This is a genomic window from Vibrio artabrorum (genome assembly GCF_024347295.1).
Lineage (GTDB): Bacteria > Pseudomonadota > Gammaproteobacteria > Enterobacterales > Vibrionaceae > Vibrio > Vibrio artabrorum.
Genome location: NZ_AP025458.1, coordinates 160,295 through 182,472 on the forward strand (window position 1 = coordinate 160,295; position 22,178 = coordinate 182,472).

25 protein-coding genes are annotated in these 22,178 nt (G+C 43.7%); 11 read left to right on the plus strand and 14 right to left on the minus strand.

Annotated features, from left to right (window positions below; genetic code table 11):
• Window positions 1-61: 61 nt before the first annotated feature.
• Entirely contained in the window at window positions 62-703 is a 642-nt protein-coding gene (gene pyrE / locus OCU36_RS00730) for an orotate phosphoribosyltransferase (protein WP_261838611.1), read from the plus strand.
• Window positions 704-793: 90 nt separating this feature from the next.
• On the opposite strand, the gene lpxL is transcribed toward pyrE, so the two are convergent.
• From lpxL to coaBC, 3 genes are all read right to left on the minus strand, one after another.
• Window positions 794-1,774 carry an LpxL/LpxP family Kdo(2)-lipid IV(A) lauroyl/palmitoleoyl acyltransferase gene (gene lpxL / locus OCU36_RS00735; protein WP_261838612.1) on the minus strand — a complete coding sequence of 327 codons (981 nt, stop codon included), beginning with the start codon at window positions 1,772-1,774 and terminating at the stop codon, window positions 794-796.
• Window positions 1,775-1,798: 24 nt separating this feature from the next.
• Window positions 1,799-2,389: a nucleoid occlusion factor SlmA gene (slmA, locus tag OCU36_RS00740; RefSeq protein ID WP_261838613.1), complete on the minus strand. Its 591-nt coding sequence runs from the start codon at window positions 2,387-2,389 to the stop codon at window positions 1,799-1,801.
• A gap of 139 nt (window positions 2,390-2,528) precedes the next feature.
• Window positions 2,529-3,770, minus strand: a complete 1,242-nt coding sequence (gene coaBC, locus OCU36_RS00745; protein ID WP_261838614.1) for a bifunctional phosphopantothenoylcysteine decarboxylase/phosphopantothenate--cysteine ligase CoaBC — start codon at window positions 3,768-3,770, stop codon at window positions 2,529-2,531.
• Window positions 3,771-3,995: 225 nt separating this feature from the next.
• On the opposite strand from coaBC, the gene radC reads away from it, so the two are divergent.
• From radC to OCU36_RS00775, 6 genes are all read left to right on the plus strand, one after another.
• Window positions 3,996-4,670 (plus strand): RadC family protein, encoded by a 675-nt coding sequence (radC, locus tag OCU36_RS00750; RefSeq protein WP_261838615.1) that lies wholly within the window; start codon window positions 3,996-3,998, stop codon window positions 4,668-4,670.
• 291 nt (window positions 4,671-4,961) lie between these two features.
• Entirely contained in the window at window positions 4,962-5,198 is a 237-nt protein-coding gene (gene rpmB, locus OCU36_RS00755) for a 50S ribosomal protein L28 (RefSeq protein ID WP_004728407.1), read from the plus strand.
• Between the two features lie 13 nt (window positions 5,199-5,211).
• On the plus strand, window positions 5,212-5,379 hold the full coding sequence (rpmG, locus tag OCU36_RS00760) for a 50S ribosomal protein L33 (RefSeq protein WP_002535344.1): 168 nt from the start codon (window positions 5,212-5,214) through the stop codon (window positions 5,377-5,379).
• A 266-nt stretch (window positions 5,380-5,645) separates the two neighbouring features.
• Window positions 5,646-6,182: a hypothetical protein gene (locus tag OCU36_RS00765; RefSeq protein WP_261838616.1), complete on the plus strand. Its 537-nt coding sequence runs from the start codon at window positions 5,646-5,648 to the stop codon at window positions 6,180-6,182.
• A gap of 2 nt (window positions 6,183-6,184) precedes the next feature.
• Entirely contained in the window at window positions 6,185-6,994 is an 810-nt protein-coding gene (gene mutM, locus OCU36_RS00770; protein WP_261838617.1) for a bifunctional DNA-formamidopyrimidine glycosylase/DNA-(apurinic or apyrimidinic site) lyase, read from the plus strand.
• 91 nt (window positions 6,995-7,085) lie between these two features.
• Entirely contained in the window at window positions 7,086-8,090 is a 1,005-nt protein-coding gene (locus tag OCU36_RS00775) for an NAD-dependent epimerase (protein ID WP_261838618.1), read from the plus strand.
• A 72-nt stretch (window positions 8,091-8,162) separates the two neighbouring features.
• On the opposite strand, the gene coaD is transcribed toward OCU36_RS00775, so the two are convergent.
• Complete coding sequence (gene coaD, locus OCU36_RS00780; RefSeq protein ID WP_261838619.1) at window positions 8,163-8,645, minus strand: pantetheine-phosphate adenylyltransferase; 483 nt, start codon at window positions 8,643-8,645, stop codon at window positions 8,163-8,165.
• Window position 8,646: 1 nt separating this feature from the next.
• Window positions 8,647-9,711: a glycosyltransferase family 9 protein gene (locus OCU36_RS00785; RefSeq protein ID WP_261838620.1), complete on the minus strand. Its 1,065-nt coding sequence runs from the start codon at window positions 9,709-9,711 to the stop codon at window positions 8,647-8,649.
• Between the two features lie 96 nt (window positions 9,712-9,807).
• Between OCU36_RS00785 and OCU36_RS00790 the strand changes: the two genes are divergently transcribed.
• Window positions 9,808-10,521 (plus strand): 3-deoxy-D-manno-octulosonic acid kinase, encoded by a 714-nt coding sequence (locus OCU36_RS00790; RefSeq protein WP_261838621.1) that lies wholly within the window; start codon window positions 9,808-9,810, stop codon window positions 10,519-10,521.
• An 11-nt stretch (window positions 10,522-10,532) separates the two neighbouring features.
• Here the strand turns inward: OCU36_RS00790 and waaA are convergent, their stop codons facing one another.
• On the minus strand, window positions 10,533-11,795 hold the full coding sequence (waaA, locus tag OCU36_RS00795; protein ID WP_261838622.1) for a lipid IV(A) 3-deoxy-D-manno-octulosonic acid transferase: 1,263 nt from the start codon (window positions 11,793-11,795) through the stop codon (window positions 10,533-10,535).
• A gap of 132 nt (window positions 11,796-11,927) precedes the next feature.
• On the opposite strand from waaA, the gene OCU36_RS00800 reads away from it, so the two are divergent.
• The 3 genes from OCU36_RS00800 to OCU36_RS00810 are packed head-to-tail and all read left to right on the plus strand — an operon-like array spanning window position 11,928 to window position 14,849.
• Entirely contained in the window at window positions 11,928-12,959 is a 1,032-nt protein-coding gene (locus tag OCU36_RS00800; RefSeq protein WP_261838623.1) for a UDP-N-acetylglucosamine 2-epimerase, read from the plus strand.
• Between the two features lie 9 nt (window positions 12,960-12,968).
• Complete coding sequence (locus OCU36_RS00805) at window positions 12,969-13,769, plus strand: glycosyltransferase family 2 protein (protein WP_261838624.1); 801 nt, start codon at window positions 12,969-12,971, stop codon at window positions 13,767-13,769.
• Complete coding sequence (locus tag OCU36_RS00810) at window positions 13,770-14,849, plus strand: glycosyltransferase family 4 protein (RefSeq protein ID WP_261838625.1); 1,080 nt, start codon at window positions 13,770-13,772, stop codon at window positions 14,847-14,849.
• Window positions 14,850-14,870: 21 nt separating this feature from the next.
• Here OCU36_RS00810 and OCU36_RS00815 read toward each other — a convergent pair whose 3' ends face one another.
• The 8 genes from OCU36_RS00815 to OCU36_RS00850 are packed head-to-tail and all read right to left on the minus strand — an operon-like array spanning window position 14,871 to window position 22,175.
• On the minus strand, window positions 14,871-15,563 hold the full coding sequence (locus tag OCU36_RS00815; RefSeq protein ID WP_261838626.1) for an acylneuraminate cytidylyltransferase family protein: 693 nt from the start codon (window positions 15,561-15,563) through the stop codon (window positions 14,871-14,873).
• Window positions 15,563-16,621: a nucleotidyltransferase family protein gene (locus OCU36_RS00820; protein WP_261838627.1), complete on the minus strand. Its 1,059-nt coding sequence runs from the start codon at window positions 16,619-16,621 to the stop codon at window positions 15,563-15,565. Before OCU36_RS00820 ends, OCU36_RS00815 begins: the two co-directional genes overlap by 1 nt.
• A gap of 37 nt (window positions 16,622-16,658) precedes the next feature.
• A complete protein-coding gene (locus OCU36_RS00825) occupies window positions 16,659-16,892 on the minus strand; it encodes a hypothetical protein (protein WP_261838628.1) in 234 nt (77 codons plus the stop codon).
• Entirely contained in the window at window positions 16,889-17,875 is a 987-nt protein-coding gene (locus OCU36_RS00830; protein WP_261838629.1) for a pyridoxal phosphate-dependent transferase, read from the minus strand. Before OCU36_RS00830 ends, OCU36_RS00825 begins: the two co-directional genes overlap by 4 nt.
• Window positions 17,859-19,022 carry a UDP-N-acetylglucosamine 2-epimerase gene (neuC, locus tag OCU36_RS00835; RefSeq protein ID WP_261838630.1) on the minus strand — a complete coding sequence of 388 codons (1,164 nt, stop codon included), beginning with the start codon at window positions 19,020-19,022 and terminating at the stop codon, window positions 17,859-17,861. Before neuC ends, OCU36_RS00830 begins: the two co-directional genes overlap by 17 nt.
• Window positions 19,022-20,023: an N-acetylneuraminate synthase gene (neuB, locus tag OCU36_RS00840; protein ID WP_261838631.1), complete on the minus strand. Its 1,002-nt coding sequence runs from the start codon at window positions 20,021-20,023 to the stop codon at window positions 19,022-19,024. Before neuB ends, neuC begins: the two co-directional genes overlap by 1 nt.
• 8 nt (window positions 20,024-20,031) lie before the next feature.
• Window positions 20,032-21,024 carry a GNAT family N-acetyltransferase gene (locus OCU36_RS00845; RefSeq protein WP_261839665.1) on the minus strand — a complete coding sequence of 331 codons (993 nt, stop codon included), beginning with the start codon at window positions 21,022-21,024 and terminating at the stop codon, window positions 20,032-20,034.
• Window positions 21,024-22,175, minus strand: a complete 1,152-nt coding sequence (locus OCU36_RS00850) for a LegC family aminotransferase (protein ID WP_261838632.1) — start codon at window positions 22,173-22,175, stop codon at window positions 21,024-21,026. The genes OCU36_RS00845 and OCU36_RS00850 overlap by 1 nt, the downstream gene beginning before the upstream one ends.
• Window positions 22,176-22,178: the final 3 nt, after the last annotated feature.

The window sequence follows — 22,178 nt, forward strand, 5'->3', positions numbered from 1 at the left end:
AACTCGAAAGAGTAGTGCAGAGCGTAAGTTAAGTTTTATTGAATAAACGTAGAGGAAAAACATGAAAGCATATCAACGTGAATTTATTGAATTTGCACTAGAGAAAGAAGTCCTTAAGTTTGGTGAATTTACTTTAAAGTCTGGGCGTAAGAGCCCTTACTTCTTCAATGCTGGATTGTTTAATACCGGTCGTGACCTAGCACGTTTAGGTCGTTTCTATGCCGCTGCATTGGCGGATTCAGGCATTGAGTTCGATGTGCTATTTGGCCCTGCATACAAAGGTATCCCAATCGCGACAACAACGGCGGTTGCCTTAGCGGATCACCACGATGTGGACACGCCTTACTGTTTCAACCGCAAAGAAGCGAAGAATCACGGTGAAGGTGGCAATCTTGTTGGTAGCGAACTTGAAGGCCGCATCATGTTAGTGGATGACGTGATCACTGCTGGTACGGCGATCCGTGAGTCGATGGAAATCATTCAAGCAAACGGCGCTGACTTAGCGGGTGTTCTGGTTGCGATTGACCGCCAAGAAAAAGGCAAAGGTGAATTGTCTGCGATCCAAGAAGTAGAGCGTGATTTCGGCTGTGCAATTATCTCAATTGTTAGCCTGACTGATCTGGTGACTTTCCTTGAAGAGAAAGACACAGACGCAGCACATTTAGAGTCAGTAAAAGCGTACCGCGCTCAATACGGCATCTAATTCCCAAACGGCAAAAGCAAAAAGGCCCGAGAGATGACTATCTTTCGGGCCTTTTTTGACTTAAATATTACGGGGTAGAGCAAGGCTCACTTATTTGTAGCGAATACCGCGTTCAACGTCAGGGTCTTCCATTGTTTTGAAGCGCTTGTGTAGCCACATCCATTGCTCTGGCGCCCTTAAGATAACCTTCTCAAGATAGCGGTTCATATAGGCAGCCGCAGCTTTGCTGTCTTTTTGTGGATAGTTTTCTTCGATTGATTCGTCGGCCATGATTTCATATTGGCCCTCTGCATTTCTAAATCCGGATCCGGGAACAAGCGCACATCGGCTAGTGTAAGCCAGAATGCTAGTGCCCGTTGTGGTGCAGGCATCCGGTACTGCGAAGAAAGGAACAAATACAGACTTGTTCCGGCCGTAATCATGATCAGGTAAATACCACAGGGTCTCCCCTTGGCGCAGCATTCGAATCATGAGTTTTACATCTTTTCTGTGAATAAGACGATTGCCATTTTGAGTTCGGCCGCGGTGTTGAATGAATTCATATGCTGGGTTGCTGTGTGGGCGATAAACACCTAACCCAGAAATACCGAGAACAGCCATTGCTCGCGCGGTGATCTCTAGGTTCAAGGCGTGCACACAACAGAGAAGAACGCCTTTACCATTGGCTCTGTGAGTACGAAGCGCTTGGGTGTCTTTATCGATGAGGAGCCTTTGGAAGCGCCAAGTTGGCCAAAACCATGTAATGCCGGTTTCGATCAGCGCCATACCGGTATTTTTTAAATTTTCACTGGCCATCGCAGCCACTTCGTCGGATGACTTGTCTGGGAACGCGAGTTCTAAATTTCGGGTTGCCACGGCCACGCGCTTTTTAGCAAAGAGAGTCCCGAGGACTCCCAATGATCGCCCTAACAGAAATAGTATCTTATAAGGCAGCACGTTAACGATAAGCGCCAATAAACCAAAGCCAAGCCAAACGCCCCAATATTTAGGGTGGAGCAGTGCCAGAGTAAAAGGTGGCTTAGTCATCGCGAATTGTGTCGTGTTGCTAGCCGGAGAAGTTTTCGTCGTCATAACCTATCACTTAAGAGTGGGGGATTACTTAATTTGAGCACTTAGCAGAGCCCAATAAGCATCAAAATTTTCTGTCGGTTGATACTTGAAGTCAGAACGCACAAATCGATTGAGACTGCCTTCAACTTGGCCGAGCAGCTGAGCGGCTAAAATCTTCTCATCAACTGGGAATGATTTCGCTTCGCGCAGTTTCCTTTCACGAAGAATTTGGCGTAGCTGAGTTTCGATACGCTCAAAAAGTTGATTGACTCGTTCACGCAGACGCTCATTTTCAAACATTAGAGCATGGCCAGATAAAATACGAGTCAAGCCTGGATTGCGCTCAGAAAAGACCAAGATCAATTGCATGACGAGGCGGATACGTTCAAGAGTGTCTTTTTCTTCATCAAGAATACGGTTGATTCGAGATATCAATGCGTCTTCAATGAACTCGATCAGGCCTTCAAACATGCGGGCTTTACTTGGGAAGTGGCGGTATAACGCAGCTTCAGATACGCCGACTTGCTTAGCCAATTTTACCGTTGTGATACGAGAAGCCCCTTCCGTTGACTCTAACATTTGTGCCAGAGCTTGCAGGATTTCTTCACGACGGTTTGATTTTCGAGTACCAGCCATCTATTTACTTCCTTTCCTAAAGATGAGGATTGAGTGAAGCAGGGATTATAAACACCATTCGATTCTGTTCCTAGTTTTGTAAGCGCTAGGTCAACAGAATCGAGAAGTATCAGTATATTGTTAGCGTCACATTGTGCGTTTATACATCAATAAGCTGCTGGATTTGGTCGAGGATCTGAAGGCTGAGTGTGTACTTACTCTCCAGTGGTAAGGATTTATCACCGTCTTTCCAGTAAAGGTGCAATTGATTACGGCTACTGTTAAAGCCTTGGCCTTCGACAGAGACATCGTTGGCGCAAATCATGTCGAGGTTCTTTCTTTCCAGTTTGCCGCGCGCGTACTTCTCAACATCTTGCGTTTCAGCGGCGAAGCCGACGGTATATGGGCGATCTTCGTTCATTGAAGCGACAGAAGCGACGATGTCAGGGTTCTTCACCATCTGAATGGTCATGTCATCTTTGCCATCGACCTTTTTAAGCTTTTGGCCTGCGATGGTCTCTGGACGATAATCGGCAACCGCGGCGCAACTGATGAAAATATCGTGTTGAGCAGCGTGGGCACTAACGACGTCAAACATCTGTTGTGCGCTGTCTACATCAATACGATTAACCTTGTTTGGTGTCGCTAATGTTACCGGGCCACTGATTAGAGTCACCATAGCGCCTTGTTTCGCAGCCGCTTCAGCCAATGCATAGCCCATTTTCCCTGAGCTGTGGTTGGTAATGTAGCGCACAGGGTCGATAGCTTCACGCGTCGGTCCCGCGGTTATTAAGACTGAACGGCCAGTTAAAGGCTTAGGCTGGAAGAAGTCTTCACAACGATGCACGAGCTGCATCGGCTCTAACATGCGTCCCATTCCTACATCCCCACAGGCTTGTTCGCCAGCCGCTGGACCCCATATCTCACAACCACGACGTTTTAGCGTTGCGATGTTCTCTTGAGTGGCAGGATGACGGTACATTTGTTGGTTCATTGCTGGAGATACCGCAACTGGCGCATCGGTCGCTAAAACCAAAGTCGTCAGTAGATCGTTCCCCATGCCAGCTGTCATGCGCGCAATCAAATCTGCCGTTGCGGGCGCTAATAAGACCAGATCAGCCCATTTCGCCAGTTCAATGTGCCCCATTGAAGCTTCCGCGGCAGGATCAAGCAAACTATCAGATACTGGCCTTCCAGAGACGGCTTGCATGGTCAGCGGAGTGATGAACTCTTTGGCGGCATTCGTCATCACGACTTGCACCTGTGCCCCACGCTCAATCAGGCGTCGAGTCAGTTCGGCACATTTATACGCAGCGATACCACCACTAATACCAAGGAGGATTTTTTTTCCTGCTAGGCCTTGTTGGTCAGCGCTACTCAGTTGATTACCTAATGTTTGCATGATTCTGTTCCTTAATTTCTCTGAGACTAACGATATCAGAACAAAGGATTAGTGCCTAGAAGCAGAGAGTGAACAGCGTTGACACTCATCAAGTTGGTGTTATCAAACTTATCAATTACATCTTTTTGTTAGACATTCGTGTTCTTTATATTGTTCTGGCCGTGCGGCGGTCATAAACAAACTAGGCTAGAGGATCGTGTTTATGACCAACGGACGAGCTTTTATATGCCGATAAATAAAATACCGCTTGAATCGATGCCGAGAGAAAAGTTATTGAGTCGAGGCGCTGATTCTTTGAGTGACGCTGAATTGTTAGCGATATTTCTTCGAACCGGTACACAAGGAATGAACGTGTTAGAGCTGTCTGATAAGTTGATCAAAGATTTTGGGTCACTTCGCCACCTGTTTTCTGCAACCGAGACCGAGTTTTGTGCTCATAGAGGGATGGGGCAGGCTAAATATGTTCAATTGCAGGCGGTTTTAGAGATGACGCAGCGCTATCTAGCGGAAACGTTATCTCGAGGAGATGCATTAACCAACCCAAGTCATACCAAGCTCTATCTTTCGAGTATGTTGCGTGATCGCCAGCGAGAAGCCTTCTATATACTGTTCCTCGATAATCAAAATAGGGTAATAAAGGATGAAGTGATGTTTGAAGGAACCATCGATGCGGCGTCGGTTTACCCTAGAGAAGTCGTGAAACGGGCACTTCATCATAATGCAGCAGCATTAATTCTAGCGCATAACCATCCCTCTGGTGTTGCAGAGCCTAGCCCCGCAGATAGGCGAATTACACGACGATTAACCGACGCCTTAGCGCTGGTGGACATCCGAATTCTCGACCATTTTGTCATTGGAGATGGTGAAGTGGTCTCTTTTGCGGAGCGTGGATGGATTTGAATCACATTTTAGGTTGTTAGTTACGTTAAATCTGCTATTATTCCGCCCACATTTTTAGACTTAAAATCAGCTCTGATTACTCAAGCAAGCTGCGCTGCACAAAAAAAGATCACGAAATCCGTAAAAAGGATCTGTTCGGGTCTTGAGCAATGCGTGTCAAGTTAGTATAATGCGCGACCTTTGATAGCCTTGTATGGATTTTCCATAACGGTTTTTACCTTCTATTTTTATTTATAGAGAGGTTCGGCCACCAAGGTTGATATCGAGCTGAAACGATTGGAGAAGACATTCATGTCCCGAGTATGCCAAGTAACTGGTAAGCGTCCAGTAACGGGTAACAACCGTTCACACGCACGCAATGCTACTAAGCGCCGTTTTCTGCCGAACCTACAAACTCATCGTTTCTGGGTAGAGAGCGAAAAACGTTTTGTTAAACTACGTCTAACTGCTAAAGGCATGCGTATTATTGATAAGAAAGGCATCGATGCTGTTCTTGTTGATATCCGTGCACGCGGCGAAAACGTTTAAGAGGAATTAAGCAATGGCTAAAGGCATTCGTGAGAAAATTCGTCTAGTATCTTCTGCAGGTACTGGTCACTTCTACACAACTGATAAGAACAAGCGTAACATGCCAGGCAAATTTGAGATCAAAAAGTTTGATCCAGTAGTTCGCCAACACGTTATGTACAAAGAAGCTAAAATCAAGTAATTGATGCTTTTTTGCTCTTCTTCAGTAGAAGACAGAATTGAAAAACCCAGCTTAATCGCTGGGTTTTTTTATGTTCAAAATTTGAGTCGTTTCAACCTTTTTAATCACATATCTGTGAATCCCATCAGTCGTGGATTCGATACTGCGCTTGATAGGTAACAGCCATACACATTGGGTCTAGATTTAATCGAGGGCTACCCATCATAGAAAGTGTCCCCCTTTTCACGATATACTGATCGCTCAAATAGTTAGATGAGCAGAATCAGATGAGATATCGTGGACGCCGATGGAACAACATACTCATGTTAAGCGTGATTGTTTTTATTGGGGTGTTAAACCTTCCCACATTGATCAAAATGTACCTTATCGAACCAGACCCCGAACCTGAACAGCAAATCAGTAGCCCTTACCCTTTTCTCTTAAACCCAACCGCAGAAATTCAGGCCTTGCATGCCGCTAAATGGTCTATCGTATTAGAAGACGGTGATTGGGTTTATCAAATGCAAGAGTCGGGTAACAAGCAAAGCGTGAGTGCTCGCGAGTTATTGCAACGCTGGCAACAGCTTATAGGTACTGAAGTCGATTCGAAAACTTATAGCAACCTGGCTCCTCAGCTTAATACGCCACACACTATTGAAGTATGGTATCAGCATCAAGAAGAGCCCCAGCGTATTACCTATTATCAATTGCCTGAGTTCTGGTTGTTAAAAAACTGGAATAATCAGTGGTTGGCGGTGTCTATTGAAAAGAGCTACTTGTTTCCAAACCTTAGCTCAGACAATTCCTTGATATTGGACGACTAATTATGCCTGAATTACCCGAAGTCGAAGTAAGCCGTATGGGGATCTCGCCTCATTTAGTCGGCGAGACCATTAAAACGCTTACCTTTCGCACCCCAAAGCTGCGTTGGGATATCCCACAAGAGCTTAAAAAGCTAGAAGGTCAGGTGATTCGTTCTATCTCACGTCGCGCAAAGTACCTATTGATTGAGACAGATACAGGCACGGCCATTGTTCACCTCGGCATGTCGGGCTCACTGCGCGTATTAGATGCTGACTTCCCAGCAGCAAAGCACGATCACGTGGATCTTACGCTCACTAACGGTAAAGTCTTACGCTATAATGACCCACGTCGTTTCGGTGCTTGGTTGTGGTCTGCTCCTGACGAAATACACCCGGTCTTACTGGGTTCTGGCCCTGAGCCGCTCACTGACGACTTTAATGCAGACTATATCGCTGAAAAGGCAGAGAAACGTAAAGTTGCTGTTAAGCCATTCATCATGGACAACAAAGTGGTGGTGGGTGTGGGGAACATCTACGCTAACGAAGCGCTATTTGCTTCACGCATTAACCCTTTGCGCTCGGCAAGCAAAGTGACAAAACAAGAGTGGGTCTTATTAACCCAAGAGATCAAACAAGTGCTTGCTAACGCCATCAAGCAAGGCGGTACAACTCTGAAAGATTTCGCACAAGCGGATGGCAAGCCGGGTTACTTTGCTCAAGAGTTACAAGTTTATGGTAAAGCCGGCGAAAAGTGCCCTCACTGTGAAGCTCTGATTCAAGAGCTGAAAATAGGCCAACGGAACACGTTTTTCTGTGAAGAGTGCCAAGTATAAAAAAACTGAACCTATGTTCACTTTTTTACGCTAGTTGATGGGCGGGCTAATCGCTACAATGACACTAATGATATGAATTGAGAATAACAGAATGAAATATTTAGTAACTGGCGTTGCCGGGTTTATTGGCTCTGCCGTATCAGAGCGACTATGTGCAGCAGGCCATGAGGTTGTCGGTATTGATAACTTAAATGACTACTACGACGTCTCTTTAAAGCATGACCGTCTAAAACGTATCGAACATGAAAACCTAACCTTTATCGAGCTGGATCTTGCTGATAGAGAAGGCATGGCTACGTTGTTTGCTGAACAAAAATTTGACCGTGTCATTCATTTAGCGGCGCAAGCGGGTGTTCGCTATTCTATTGATAACCCAATGGCCTACGCTGATAGTAATCTTGTTGGCCACTTAGCTATTTTGGAAGGCTGTCGCCATAACAAGGTTGAACACCTCGTTTACGCTTCATCAAGCTCTGTTTATGGCTTGAACCAGAAAATGCCATTCCACACAGCAGACAGTGTTGACCACCCGATCTCATTGTATGCCGCGACTAAGAAGTCGAATGAGCTAATGGCACATACCTACTCTCATTTATACGATGTGCCGACGACAGGCCTTCGTTTCTTTACCGTCTACGGTCCTTGGAGCCGCCCTGATATGGCGATGTTCAAGTTTGCGAACTTAATTGTAGCGGGTAAAGAGATCGACATTTACAACAATGGCGACATGATGCGCGACTTCACTTATATCGATGATATTGTTGAAGGTATCATTCGTGTTCAAGATCGTATTCCAGCCAAGCAGCCAGATTGGACGGTAGAGCAAGGCTCACCAGCGACCAGTTCTGCGCCGTATCGTGTGTTTAACATCGGCCATGGTAGCCCGGTTAAATTGATGGATTACATCGAAGCATTAGAAAGTGCTCTAGGCGTTGAAGCGAAAAAGAACTTCATGCCAATGCAACCGGGTGATGTGTACGCAACTTACGCTGATACGGAAGATCTGTTTGAAGCGGTTGGCTACAAGCCTCAAGTTAAAATCCAAGAAGGAGCGAAAGCTTTCGCGGATTGGTATAAAGCCTATTATTCGCTGTAGTAATTGATAGCTTTGAAATGAAAATAGCGCTTAATGAGCGCTATTTTTGTTTTTCGGGGTAGACAAAGAGAGTCACTTGGCTGTTTTTATTTTGATTTCGTCTGCGACTTTCTGTGGTACAAACTGACTAATGTCCCCACCGTGTATAGCGACTTCACGAACAATGGTTGAAGAGAGGAAGGCATACTCTTCTGAAGGGGTAAGGAACACGCTTTCAAGCCCCGGCAATAACTTGCGGTACATGCTAGTGAGACCAAACTCATACTCAAAATCCATGGTTGTTCTTAAACCGCGTACTAATACGTTGGCTTGCTGCTGTTTAGCAAAGTCGACCAGTAATCCAGAAAACCCTTCAACAGATACGTTAGGTAGGTGAGCCACAGCATCACGCAGCAGTTCAACTCGTTCATTTAACTCAAACATGGTTTTTTTACTTGGACTTGCAGCGACTCCAACCGTGATATGGTCAAACATGCTTGCGGCACGAACAATAATATCAAGGTGACCATTGGTCACAGGATCAAAAGTTCCTGGGTAGATAACGTGTGTAGTCATATTAGCTGTCCTTGCTTGATGTTTGGCGAGAGTTTAACACTTTGTTGAGTTGCTGCTTGACCATATCGAGTGTGATGTCTTTCATCAGATCATCGCCTTTAGCACGAGTTCCCCATGGAAGGTCTGCGACGGGTTTACCTTGTTGCTCCTCTACGTGCTGTTGATAAACGCTGACCACGATATCAAGGTCATTATAAGGGCCGGTTCTACGAGGATCGCTGTGTGCGTACAAGCCGATGACCGGGGTCGACTGTGTGGTTGCCAAGTGCGCTGGCCCGGTATCAGGTGCCAACACTACCGTTGCATGTTTGAGTACGGCAGTCAGCTGTTTCAAGTTCGTTTTGCCAACCAAGTTCGTGATTGGCGACTGGCATAATTTTTCGATGTCGTTACCTAGGTTGACTTCTCTTGGCGCTGGAGAACCACATAACACCACTTGCATGCCTTGTTCGATAGCATAGTCAGCAATCGCGGCGTATCGCTCTGTTAGCCAGTTGCGAGAATCTTTGCTAGCCGCAGGGGAGATAACCAAGGTCGGTTTGTCTGCCATGGTGCTGATTGCTAACTGTTCGTCTTCCGCTGTTAAAGGGATATCCCATTGAGGCTTATCGAAGGGTACACCAATATAGCGGGCAAATTCGGCAAAGTTATCCAATACATGGAACTTGTCTGAAATAGGCAGGTGGTGATTGGTAAAGAGTGACTGTGCTTCACGAGTACGATTTTTACCAAAACCTACTTTATATTTCGCTTTGATTCCCCAAGACAGTACACTGGCTCTGAGTGCAGCTTGCATGTGTAGCAGCGCATCAAATTTACGATCAGACAGTTGACGCCATAATTCACGCATTCCTTTGAAGCCTTGCTTCTTGTCGAAAATAATCACTTCAATACCGGGTAGATCGCCGATCAGCATGGCTTCTATTTTGCCGGTTATCCAAGTGATTTTCGTTTCGGGCCACTGCTTCTGGATGGCTTGAACCACAGAAATAGCATGACAAACATCGCCAATCGCGGAGAGGCGAAGTATGCAAAGAGATTGAGGTGCAGCTGAGAACAGTGACATAAAGTACTCGAAAAAAGTGAATAACATCAGAATTATGCAGATACTCGCATTAGTTGTAAAATAGCAATGACGAAAAGCGACCCAAAGGCCTCATCGATGGAAACGATTAGCACCAACAATCAAACAATTTGGTACGACCCTAAACTTCTTACTCAGGTAGCAAAGGGCGATATCGCTCAGATATTCGAGGTTGAATACTGGCAGCAACACGATGCCATTTCTGGAAGTGCACAGGGTCGTGGTACTACATGGTTTATTCAGCTTGATGGAATGCAAGCTGCGTTGCGTCATTATCGTCGAGGCGGGTTGTTTGGAAAGCTCGTTGAAGATCAATATCGTTTCTTGGGTTGGGGGAGCACGCGTTGTGCGATGGAGCTTAATGTTCTTAACGTATTGGCTAAGGCTGGTGTCAATGTGCCGAGGCCGATTGCCGCACGAGCGACGAAAAGTGGACTATTTTACCGTGCTGATTTGATGTCGGAACGAATCCCTAATGCGAAAGATCTCGTTGATGTTTTGGTTGCAAAACCAATCGATGCGAATATTTATCGTAAGATTGGCCAAGAGATACGCAAGATGCACGATGCTGGGGTCAATCATACCGATCTCAACATTCATAATATCTTGCTTGATGGTGCGCAAACCGTGTGGATTATTGACTTTGATAAGTGTGGTCAGCAAGCGGGTGATGACTGGAAAGACGGTAACTTGAATCGCCTAAAGCGCTCGTTCTTAAAAGAGGTGAACAAGCGCCAGATTCAATGGCAGGAGTCGGATTGGGAGCCGTTGTTAAAAGGCTACCAAGGTTAATTCAATGGTTGTTAACCAAGAATCTGTTGCAAGGTGTTACTCAGCGCCCCTCGATTCTGCTCAACCACTTGATAAGCTGCTAAGCCTCTTTCTTTACGCAAGTCAGGTTGGATGAACAGCTCTCTGAGCTGGCTTGCCATTTCATTGCTGTTTTGACAAATAGTGACAGCTTGAGCTTCAAGCAGTTTGTCGGTGATCTCGCTGAAATTAAAGTAGCTAGGGCCATTCAGTAAAGGCAATTGCAAGGCTGCGGGTTCGAGAAGGTTGTGGCCGCCTACTTTAGCGCCCACAAGGCTTCCGCCCATAAAACAGACATCAGCACCACCGAGTAGTACCAACATTTCTCCCATCGTATCCGCAATATACACTTCAACATCAGCAGTGAGGGGTTGCTGACTCGTTCGAGTGATGGTGTTGAATTGGTGTTGTTTAGCCAGTTCTGTCACTTGATTAAATCTCTCTGGATGACGAGGCACAATCATTAATAACGCACTCGGGTTGTCTTGTAGAAGTTGTCTATGAGCGTCTAAAATAAGGTCATCTTCACCTTGGTGAGTGCTTGCTGCAATCCAGACATCGCGCTCAAAGCCTATTTGTTCACGTAACGCTTTGCCTTTTGATACTTGTTCTGCTGAGACGTCAATATCAAACTTGATCGAGCCAGTCACATGCACCGATGCTTTATCTAATCCCAATCGTATAAAACGTTCTGCATCACTTGGGTATTGGCAAAGTACTTGAGAGAGGTTTTTGGCTAAGAGGTCAAAAATGGCTTGGAATTTAGCATAACGCTGGCATGAGCGTTCCGATAGACGAGCGTTGAGTACCGAAATGGGAATGCCAGCTTTCGCCACGCAATGCAGTGTGTTTGGCCAAAGTTCAGTTTCCATAATCAACATCTGCTTTGGTTTAACTGATTTTAGAAAGCTTCGCACACACCAAGAAAAATCAATCGGCATGTAGCGATGCTCGACCAAATCACCAAGCTTTTCTATTTGCTCTGCGCCTGTGCTGGTCGTGGTGGTGACAATAATGGCTTGGTTTGGATCTCGCAGCTTCAATTGCTTTATTATTGGTATGGCGGCAATAGATTCACCAACCGATACGGCATGAATCCAGATAGGATTTTTACCTTGAATTTGTGGTGTAATACCGAAATGTTCTTTCCAACGCTGACCAAAACGTGGTTTTCCGGGCTTGTTCTTATAAAGCCCATACAGAAGCAGCGGTGAGGCTAGTGACAATATAAGAGTGTATATAAGTCGTATAAGCATAAGAACAGTGACACCAGAAGGTAAAATCAGTATTGAGAAGAGTATTTTCTTCAATCTCGAAAGTAAAGAGCGTTATAATTAAATACTTAGTTGTACTTTCAAACGGAAATGGTGAATTTTATCTCATCGCTTATGCAAACCGATCAACCTTATCGTTTCTTGCTCTATGTCGAGCAAAATTACTCATTTGCTATTCTTCGCCCATTTTATAACTACGCGAGGCAACTTGGTCATGACGTTAAATGGTTGCTAGTCGGTGAGGATGCTTCGGAACATCTTTTATTAGAGCAAGAGCAGCGTGTTTCTTTGACTGAAGCTGTCGCCTATAATCCTTCTGCTGTTTTAGTTCCTGGTGATCGCGTTCCTGCTTTTATCCCAGGTTTGAAGGTGCAAGTATTTCACGGTTTGAATGAAAGCAAACGAGGGAACTTATACCCTGAGCGTGGTCTATTTGATTTGTATTGCACAGAAGGCCATGAAAGAACGAACTCATTGGAACTGCTCGCTAAGCAGCGCGGCTATTTTCAAGTTAAAGAGACCGGATGGTTGAAGCTGGATAGCTTGTTTAATTACCAAGCGAGTAAGAAGCTTTTTGAAAGACCTCAAATTCTATTCGCTTCCACTTTTTCGCCAAGCTTATCGTGTGCTGAATTGGTTTATGAAGAGCTTAAGCGCCTAAGCCAACTGAGCCAGTGGCAATGGTTAGTGACATTGCACCCTAAAATGAAGCAAGAGACACGAGCAAAATATCAGGCGTTAGAATGCGATAATCTTCTGTTCTTTGACAATGATCGAGTGATTGAAATGCAGCACCGAGCTGATGTGATGGTGTGTGATAACTCTTCGATATTTCAGGAGTTTTTGTTGCTTAATAAGCCGGTTGTCACGGTTAATAATCGAGATCCTCAAGCAAGCTTTATTAATATAACTCAAGCTGAGCTGTTAGAATCAGCAATTAGGCAAGCGATGCTACCGGATGAAGACAGAGATAACGCTATCGCTAATTACGGCCCGTCAATAACACCATATTTGGATGGGCAATCCTCAGCGAGAGTTCTGAGCGCTATTAGCGATGTATTAGAAAGTGGTTGGCAAGATAATAAGCCAAAAAATTGGATTCGTAACTTTAAAATCCGTAAATCATTAAACTATTGGAAATTCTAGGGCTGAATAATGAGAAAACATACCCTGTCTGTCATTGTTATTACCAAGAATGAAGAAGACCGAATTGAAACTTGCCTTAAATCTGTCGTTGATATTGCTGATGAGCTGATTGTTTTAGACAGTGGCTCAACGGACACAACCGTTGAAATATGCCAAAAATACACAGATAACGTAACTATCACCGATTGGCCTGGCTTTGGTAAGCAAAAGCAGAGAGCGCTAGATAAAGCGACATGTGATTGGGTGTTATCAATCGATGCTGATGAAGCGTTAGATGAAGAGATGAGTGATGCCCTTGTTGAACTATTAAAACAAGATCAAATCAAACACACTGCGTATAAACTTCCTTGGGGCGTAACTCTCTATGGAACGACACTTAAGTACGGACGCAGTGCACGTGCAGTACTCAGACTGTTTAAGAGAGAAGGCTCGCGATATACATTGGACGAGGTTCACGAGACGGTGGTTCCTGATAAAGGGTCTACAGGTGTATTGAAAGGTTATTTGCTTCATTACACCCATCGTGACTATGGTCACGGCCTAGATAAAGCTGCGCAGTACGCTTGGCTTGGCTCGCAAAAGTATCATCGCAAAGGCAAGAAGTCACACGGCTTATTCTTGGCTTTATTACGTGCTATATGGACGTTCTTCCTTGTGTATATCATTCGCCGTGGCTTTATGGATGGCAGTGTCGGCTTCATTATGGCGATGACTTACGCTCAAGTGAATTTCAATAAATACGTCGGTTTGTGGATTCTTGAAAACCGCTCAGATGACCGTTTAAAAGACCAAGCTAATAGGAACCGATAGATGAAGATTTTAGTTTGTGCATCTTACTTACATGCATGGAATAGTGTGCGTCCAGAAGCTGCGATTTTTATCGAGCTAGCTCGTCAAGGTCACCAAGTGACGATTATGACTCAGGGCGAATCTGAGCATGTCTCAAAGTTAGAAGAGTGTGGTATTCGAGTTGTTGATGGTTATCCAAAGCGTAAAATTTGTTTTGATACCATTAAAAAGATTCGTCACGAGCTGAAAACGTATGACTACGACATCTGCTATGCTTTTAATTCTAAGACGATACCTAATGCGGCGTTCGCGTGTATTGGTTTCAAGGTTAAATTGGTCGTTTATCGAGGCACGACTGGCGGGTTATATCGACATGATCCGAGTGCTTATTTAACCCAGCTCCACCCTCGCGTAGATGGCATAGTCTGTGTTTCTGAAGCGGTTCGACAAGATGTAGTGAGGCGCGTTTGGAAGAACAAAGATAACGTGGTCACCATATACAAAGGGCATGAATTGGATTGGTATAAAGTGCCACCAACCGAGCGTTCTGAGTTTGGTTTGAATGAAGATGATGTCGTCGCGATTACAGCCGCGCATGTAAGACCAAGCAAGGGCATCTCTGTTTTACTTGAGGCGACCAAATACATTACTGCACCGAACTTCCATTTGATCTTAGCGGGCAGCGGCTACGAGCCTCATTTTGATGAGATGAAAGCAAGTCCTATGAGTGAGCGAATTCACTACATTGGCCATCGTACTGATATTCCTTCGATCATGTGTATGGCAGACTTTCAAGTTCAACCATCGATCAGCGGAGAAGGGTTACCACGTACGATTGTTGAAGCCATGGCAAACGGCACAACATCAGTCGTTACGACTACCGGTGGAGCCCCTGAACTCGTTGTAGATGGCGAGACGGGGTATATTGTCCCTGCTGGTGACGCCAAGGCGTTAGGGGAGGCGATGGACAAGCTCGCACAAGACAAGGCCAAGTGCACAACCATGAGTGAAGCGGCTAAGAAGCGCCTAGATGAAAGCTTCAGTTCACGAGTGACAGTGAAGAAGCATCTAGAATTTTTTGAGAAGTTACTTAATCAATAAATATAGAGTGAAGAGGGCTATTTAGCCCTCTTTGTTTATAAAAAACTCGGCAAGCTCAAAATCTAATTGTTGGTCAATATCAAAAGAGACTCGATTTTCCATCACGTAGGCAAAGGATTCCTCCGTGTATTTAATTTCACCATACTCCATAAGCTTTCGAGCATCGAAGATGTAAATAGCGCCATTGAATCTAAAAAAATCACCGCAATCTTGAGAGCGCTTTAATGCTTCTGGGCGAATAAAGTCTCCCATAGCACCATCGTCTGGAAGCGTGTTAGCCCAAAGCGGCGGGTGCTCACAGGGGGTGACGGAAACAACAGAGAAGGCCTGTTTTTCAATGAACAAATCCAATGCTTCATCGATATGTTGAGCCGTTCGTAAAGGCGATGTTGGTTGAAGCAGTACAATGATATCTACGTCACTTCCAAATTTTTCTAACGTGTAAGTTAAAACGCTTTCTGTTGTCGCGGTATCGGATGCTAAGTGGTCTGGTCTTAGTTCTGGAACATCGACACCAAATAGGGAGGAGACGTCCGCTATCTCCTGATCATCAGTGCTAACGAAGATTTGGTCGATATATTTACTGTTTTTAGCCGCATCAATTGACCACCCAATTAATGGTTTTCCAGCTAAAGGTAGTATGTTCTTTCTTGGTAGTCGCTTACTGCCACCACGGGCAGGGATAATCGCTAATACTTTTTTAGTGTCAATCATTAGAACATCTCTAAGCTATGAATATCAGCCTGCGCTCGATTGAAATCGTCCATACGTCCAATATCTAACCAATACTCATGGATTGGAAACATCAATACATTGTTGCGTTCATTCATGTGTTGCTCTAACAGCGTAGGCATATCTATGCGGTGATTTTTTGGCACAGAATCAATGACTTGAGGTGAAACCACATAAATACCAGCATTCACGAAAAAACGTTGTATTGGTTTTTCGACCATACTCGTTATTTTGTTTCCTTCGCCATTGATTACACCATAAGGGATCTGGTAGTCATATTCACGGACGCACATTGTTGCGTCAGCGTTATGATCTATATGAAATTCCAATAATCGCTGAAAATCTACTTTTGTTAGAACATCGCCATTAATCATGATGAGAGGCAAACCTTCAGGGAGGTCATCAGGTAATAAGCCTAATGCACCTCCTGTTCCTAGCGGCTCATTTTCATGAATATAGGTGATGTTAATGCCTAAATCACTACCATCGCCAAAATGGTTTTGAATTTGCTCTGGCATATAATGCGTAGAGATATAAAAGTTAACGAAACCCGCTTTAGTAAAGCTTCGTATCACCGTTTCAAGAATTGGTTTATCACCGATCTTTAGCATTGGTTTGGGGCAGCTATCTGTCAGAGGTTTCAAACGGGTACCAAAACCTCCAGCCATAATAAAGACTGGATTTTGATATTTGGGTTTGCTGAGGGCTCCTTGTAATGTCTCTAACCCTACAACTTGCCCGTCATTTATCAATGGAATAGAGAGGATTCCCTTTGATTCCATTAAATCAATTAGTTCGTCTCTTTTTGTTCCCACATTAGCAACGGTTGGGCTAGTGTTCATAACCATTGCAATAGGGTCAGTTAGAGATAGCTTATTTAATAGCCCTCTCCGGATATCACCATCCGTAACTATTCCAACTAAATGGTTGCTTTTGTCTATGACCAACGCAACTCGTAAAGCTTCTTTATTTATAATATCCAAAGCTTCTAAAATGGTTGAAGAAGGTTCTAATAAGACATTTTTCCACTCATGGCTCATAGACCATCACCTTTATATTTAACATATCTACAGAATTTCACAGGGTTTGTTTCTTGTGTAAATAACCGATCACAATATTTTTTTCGAGTAACAGGTAGAGCTCTCTAGCACTGCTTTCTATAGCAGATCTGAAGTGTTGTTCTAGATTTTCCCGCTTAGGAGCTTCCCCAAAACCTGACCAATATATGTTCCGGAGTTCACTCTTTAGTCGTAAAAAATCGTCAAAGTGTTCATTATTGGCAAGTTTCAATTCTAAGTTCATTTTTTTCATGTGTCTAACTTCTTGATCAAACCACATATCCGCTTGATGTCTTTCGCCGTATAGCGACTATCTAACGGTAATGACAGAATAGTGTCACACAATAAACTAGGCGCTTGCCTTATTTTTGGCCAATGAACCGCTAAAAAGATAGAATGCCCCATCAATGCTTTTCGAACTCTATCGCGATTCACTAATGATAATGGTAAGAAAGATGGGAAGTTGGTATTAATATCTATGAACAGCTCTGAGTCGAGTGCTGCTTTAGCAACTCTCAAGTTCTCAACACGAATCTTCTGCTCATTTCGGTAATTTAGGGAAAACTGACAAGCTAAGAATACACTTCTATCTTCTGGCTCATATACTCCAGAACATTCATCAAGTAAGTCCTCCGCATTAGAAAAAAGTGATAGGTAATCACTCTCTTTCCCTACTGAAGCATTGAGGTATTGAGATTTAGCCGATTTTGCTTTGTACTTAAGAGTGGAAAAGTTAGGTAGTCGTTCTTTGCATAGTGCTGCTAGTGGTGTATTCGACACTAACTGACTAAAGTCCGCTACCGCTGTAATTTTTCTTAAACTATTGAAGTAACACCATGGCACTTCAGCAAGAATTTTAGGCGCTTCAGTGCCAAATACGTCATCGATAATGAGTGGTGTATCCGCTCTCTCAATGAGTTTGTTGAAGGCGTGACTCTCGTGGCCGAAATATTTCACGAGATATATGGCACTGATACTTCTTAGTTCGTTGGGAAGTTCAAATTCAAAGTCTTCTCGAACCTGATAAAAATGCACCTCAATATCAAACTCAAGTAATACATCCACAACTATCTGGCACACGAAGTCTGGAACAAGAACCTTCTTTCGTTGAAGAGACATAGAGCGAATCACCCACCTTAATGATGAACGTCCACTATTGGTTACCCCATAGAAAAGACCTTCATTCTCAAGTTCTTGTTCTCCGCCGACCATTTTAGTATCAGTACTTAACATCATGAAACTGCTTTGTTTTCAAACTACTTAGTTCAACAGTTTTAAGGGTTTGTACCACTTTTTCAGAGCTGTTACCACATCCGTAAGGGTTTATTATATGCTTTAAATCAGCCTTAAATTCCGGAGTATAAATTTCAGCCAATGCCGAGGTTAGATCTGCCTTGTTGGCACTTACATCGATAGTGCTGTTAGCCCGAACACGCCCTTTTTGACGATTACCAATATTAATTGTTGCAAGTTTAAACGATGGTGCTTCCACAATTCCACTCGAAGAATTTCCAACTACAGCATCCATATACTGTAACGCTGACAAGTAACGAAGTTGTCCTAAAGAGGTAAATGCAATCGTTTTTTCAGTATTTTCTGCGACATATTCATCTATCAACTTATTTATCAATCGACCACCGACGTCAGCATTCGCCTTAGTGAAGATGATTAACGTATGTTCCAAAGTGTCTAATGCACTAAGGATCTCTCTAAAATCTCTTTCGACTTCTGCGATCTCTTGTGTCGTTTCAGGATGATAAGTGAAAAGTAAATTCCGCTCTTTTAATTTACAAGATATGGAATTTTCAAACTCATCTTTCGACATCAGCTGCATGCGAAGTAAGTTATCAAGGCCGACTTCCCCAACGGTGAATACACGTTCTGGCTGTTCACCCATCTGAATAACTCGCGTGGAATACTCATCCATAGCAGTAAAGTGTAGTTGGGATAACTTAGTAATGGCATGACGAATTAACTCATCGATTGCACCTTCTGTAAGCTCGCCACCACTCAAATGCGCCACTGGAATACGAGCAATATTTGCCGCGGAAACGATAGGGAGCAATTCATAACGATCTCCTAATACGACAACAATATCAGGCTTTAACTCATCAAACGCCTCTGAAAAGCTGATTTGCGCAAGACCCATACTCTTACTCACTCCAACCGGAGTATCCGAGGAAAGCAGGATTTCTACTGTCTTATTCACGACAAATCCATCATTAAGAATTTGTTGATTCGTTAAACCAAACTCTGGAGATAAATGGCTGCCTGTTGATATAACTTGAAGCTCAAGTGCTGAATCATTTTGAATGTCTTCCAGTAGAGACTTTAACAATCCGTATTCCGCTCTGGTCGCCGTGACTACACATATCTTGCGCATCAGATCAGCTCTCCAACTTGGTAATCTTTCTTCGCGATTGAATTAACGACTTCATCCCATCGTGTTGGAGAAATGCCGTTGCCGGGGCGCTTGATTTCTAGCATATCGGCTGAGATAACTTGTCCTGCTGATATCACCTTGCCTGCAATAATGCTTTTTCTGACAATATCTCGGTTCGCTTTTTCCGTTTTGGTTGGTACTTTCCAACCGGATCCCATGGCTTTTTCTATGTTGCGAATCGCGGTTACCATATCCGACAGTTCATGAGGCTCTAGACTAGCTTTGTGGTCTGGGCCTTCCATTTTGTTATCTAGAGTAAAATGTTTTTCGATAACTTTTGCTCCAATCGCCACTGCGGCAATGGGAGTTTCAATACCTAACGTATGATCTGAGTATCCAATGGTAACGCCAGGGAACGCTTTCTGAATCGTTAACATTGCTGTTAGGTTTACATCTTCTGGTGATGTCGGATAATCGGTAGTAGCGTGAAGCACGGTAATCTCTTCAAGCGATAAACCAGCTTCAGCAAGTGTGCTAATCGCATGCTCTACTTCATATAAGTAACCCATTCCTGTAGAGAGAATTACGGGTTTTTTAAAACTAGCAATATGACGTAGGAAAGGTGTATTCGTTAATTCCCCGGAGCCAATTTTGAAAATGTCTTGTAGATCATCAAGGAACGTTGCACTCTGTTCTTCATCAGGCGTTGACATAAAAGTGATCGTTTTCGCGTCACAGTATGCTTTTAACTCGGCAAAATCATCGTAGCTCAACTCAAGACGTTTCAGCATTTCAAATTGAGTTTCTTCTCGTTGAGTATTCTCCACTTGATACTCAGCCATTTGAGCATCTTCAGTGACGAGTAACTCCGTTTTCCAAGTTTGGAACTTTACGGCATCAACTCCAGCCTCTACTGCCGCGTCAATCAGTTTCTTAGCTAAATCAATGTCACCATTATGGTTAACACCTGCTTCTGCGATAATAAAAGTTTTGTTTGTCATAGTTACCTCTAAGCTCGGTATAACTGGAATAGTTTCGGAATAGTAGAATCTTTGCTTTGGTCAATCCACATTTGATTCAACATCTGGCGTTTTTCGGGTAAAAAATCCAGTCCCGCAATATAAAATGGCATCGTTAAAGGAGAGAATTTGGACTTAAACTTGAACAAACTGTCATCTGGAGAAGATGTTCGACCTCCACCTAGCATCATGTAACGACAGCCGTGGCGTTTAGCATGCTCAAAAGCGGCATCAAGTAGCAAATAATTGCCATTTTCCTTAGCGATGTCCTGATTATTAGCAGACAAGTGGTAGTGCGCGAGTTCTTTCCCGAACATGAAAAAGCCAACTGAAGCGTATGTACTTTCTTTCTTTGTGGCGAGTAAAGATACACCATCTAAAGCATTCAAATCATGGAAGTAGTTTTCTTGGAAGTAAAAAAAGTCACTGGCTGAATTTTTCTTCATTGTTTCGTAGTACATCTCAATAAAATCAGAGAGTTGTACTGATGTTGTATCGACAGATAAGTTTTTCTCAGCTCTCCTAACGATGTTTCTTGTTGTTTTTGAATATAATTTTCGTCGCTCTTCGGTATTCTTTGCTAGGTCAACAATCACGACTTGGCGCTCAGGAAAATGCATGTCAAATAACGATGCCAATGCACCTACAGCATTAAAAGGGTGAAAACGAATGAACTCGCACACAATGTTTTGAGCTTTGCAATGCTCTCTGTATGCACTAAATGCACGCTGTAAAAACAGCGTGTCTGAAGAGTTAGAAATTGGACCTCCGTAACCGTAAGGTGTTTCTAAGTCATACAACTCTTCAGTTATATTCTGGCCTGCGATACTTTGGATTCGACGTTTTAAAGCACTAAACCGAACATAAGAGCTATCTTCGCTATACTGAAATTCAAAATGCTCACCGTCACCTTCATAAAGCGCAGAGTATTCTCGCTGATAGTATATGTCTGACGGCAAATCTGTAATGGTCATATTCAGCATCATTCAGCTCTAAGAATTGGAGTACTAGGTAAGTTAACCAAATGCGCTTCAATAAACTCAGATTGAGTCAGATCGCCACGCATGGCATTTTCAAACATTGGTAAACGATGCATTAACTTCCAAATTGGGCGAGTCATGACACCGGCAGCATTTGTTTCTTTTAGTATATGTTCACGCAGTCCAGCATCCGGACAAATAATGGCATTTAACCAGTAGTTGGATTTTGCGTATTTTGGTTCAACAACAAACTTAACGTCACTCCCTTCAAATAAACGGCTATATTGATTGGCAAGTGAGCGCTTCTGTACAAGATATTGCTCAATCACTTCCATCTGGGCGCAACCAAGCGCAGCATTGAGATTTGGCATGCGGTAGTTAAAACCGGGTTCATCATGGAAAAACTCATAAGGATGCGGCACTTTCGCTGTGGTAGTGACATGCTTGGTCCTGGCTCCTATTTCCTGAGTTTTACATAGAACCATACCGCCACCGCCAGTGGTAATGATTTTGTTACCATTGAAGCTGACTGCACCCACATCACCAATTGTACCTGTGTGCTTACCTTTATAGAAAGACCCTAGGCTTTCTGCAGCATCTTCTACTAGAACAAGATTCCATTTCAGGCAAACGGCAACCAACTCATCAAGCTCGACAGGATGACCAAAGGTATGCATAGGCACGACGGCTTTAATTCGCTTGCCCGTTTTTTTGTGAACACATCCACTTTCGGTGACTTCAGCGTGCTCATTTAAGAATGTGTCCACAGCTTTAGGGCAAAGCCCTAGACTTACGGAAGAGACATCCACAAAAATCGGCTCAGCCCCCATATGATAAAGGGCGTTACAGGTTGCTACGAAAGTCAGAGCTTGAGTTATAACAAGATCTCCGCGTTGAACATCTGCCATGTACAAAGCGGCGTGTAATGCCGCAGTACCATTGACGGTCGCTACCGCTTTAGCCGCCCCTGTATACGCTTCAATTTTTCGCTCAAAGTCATCAACAAATTTGCCAACGCTAGAAACAAAGGTACTTTCAATCGTTTCCATTACGTAGGATTTTTCGTTACCACTAAACGTTGGTGCATGTAACGGAATGAATTCGTCAGTTTTATAGGTATCTCGAACAAATTCAATAATCGATGTCGCTCTCATTAC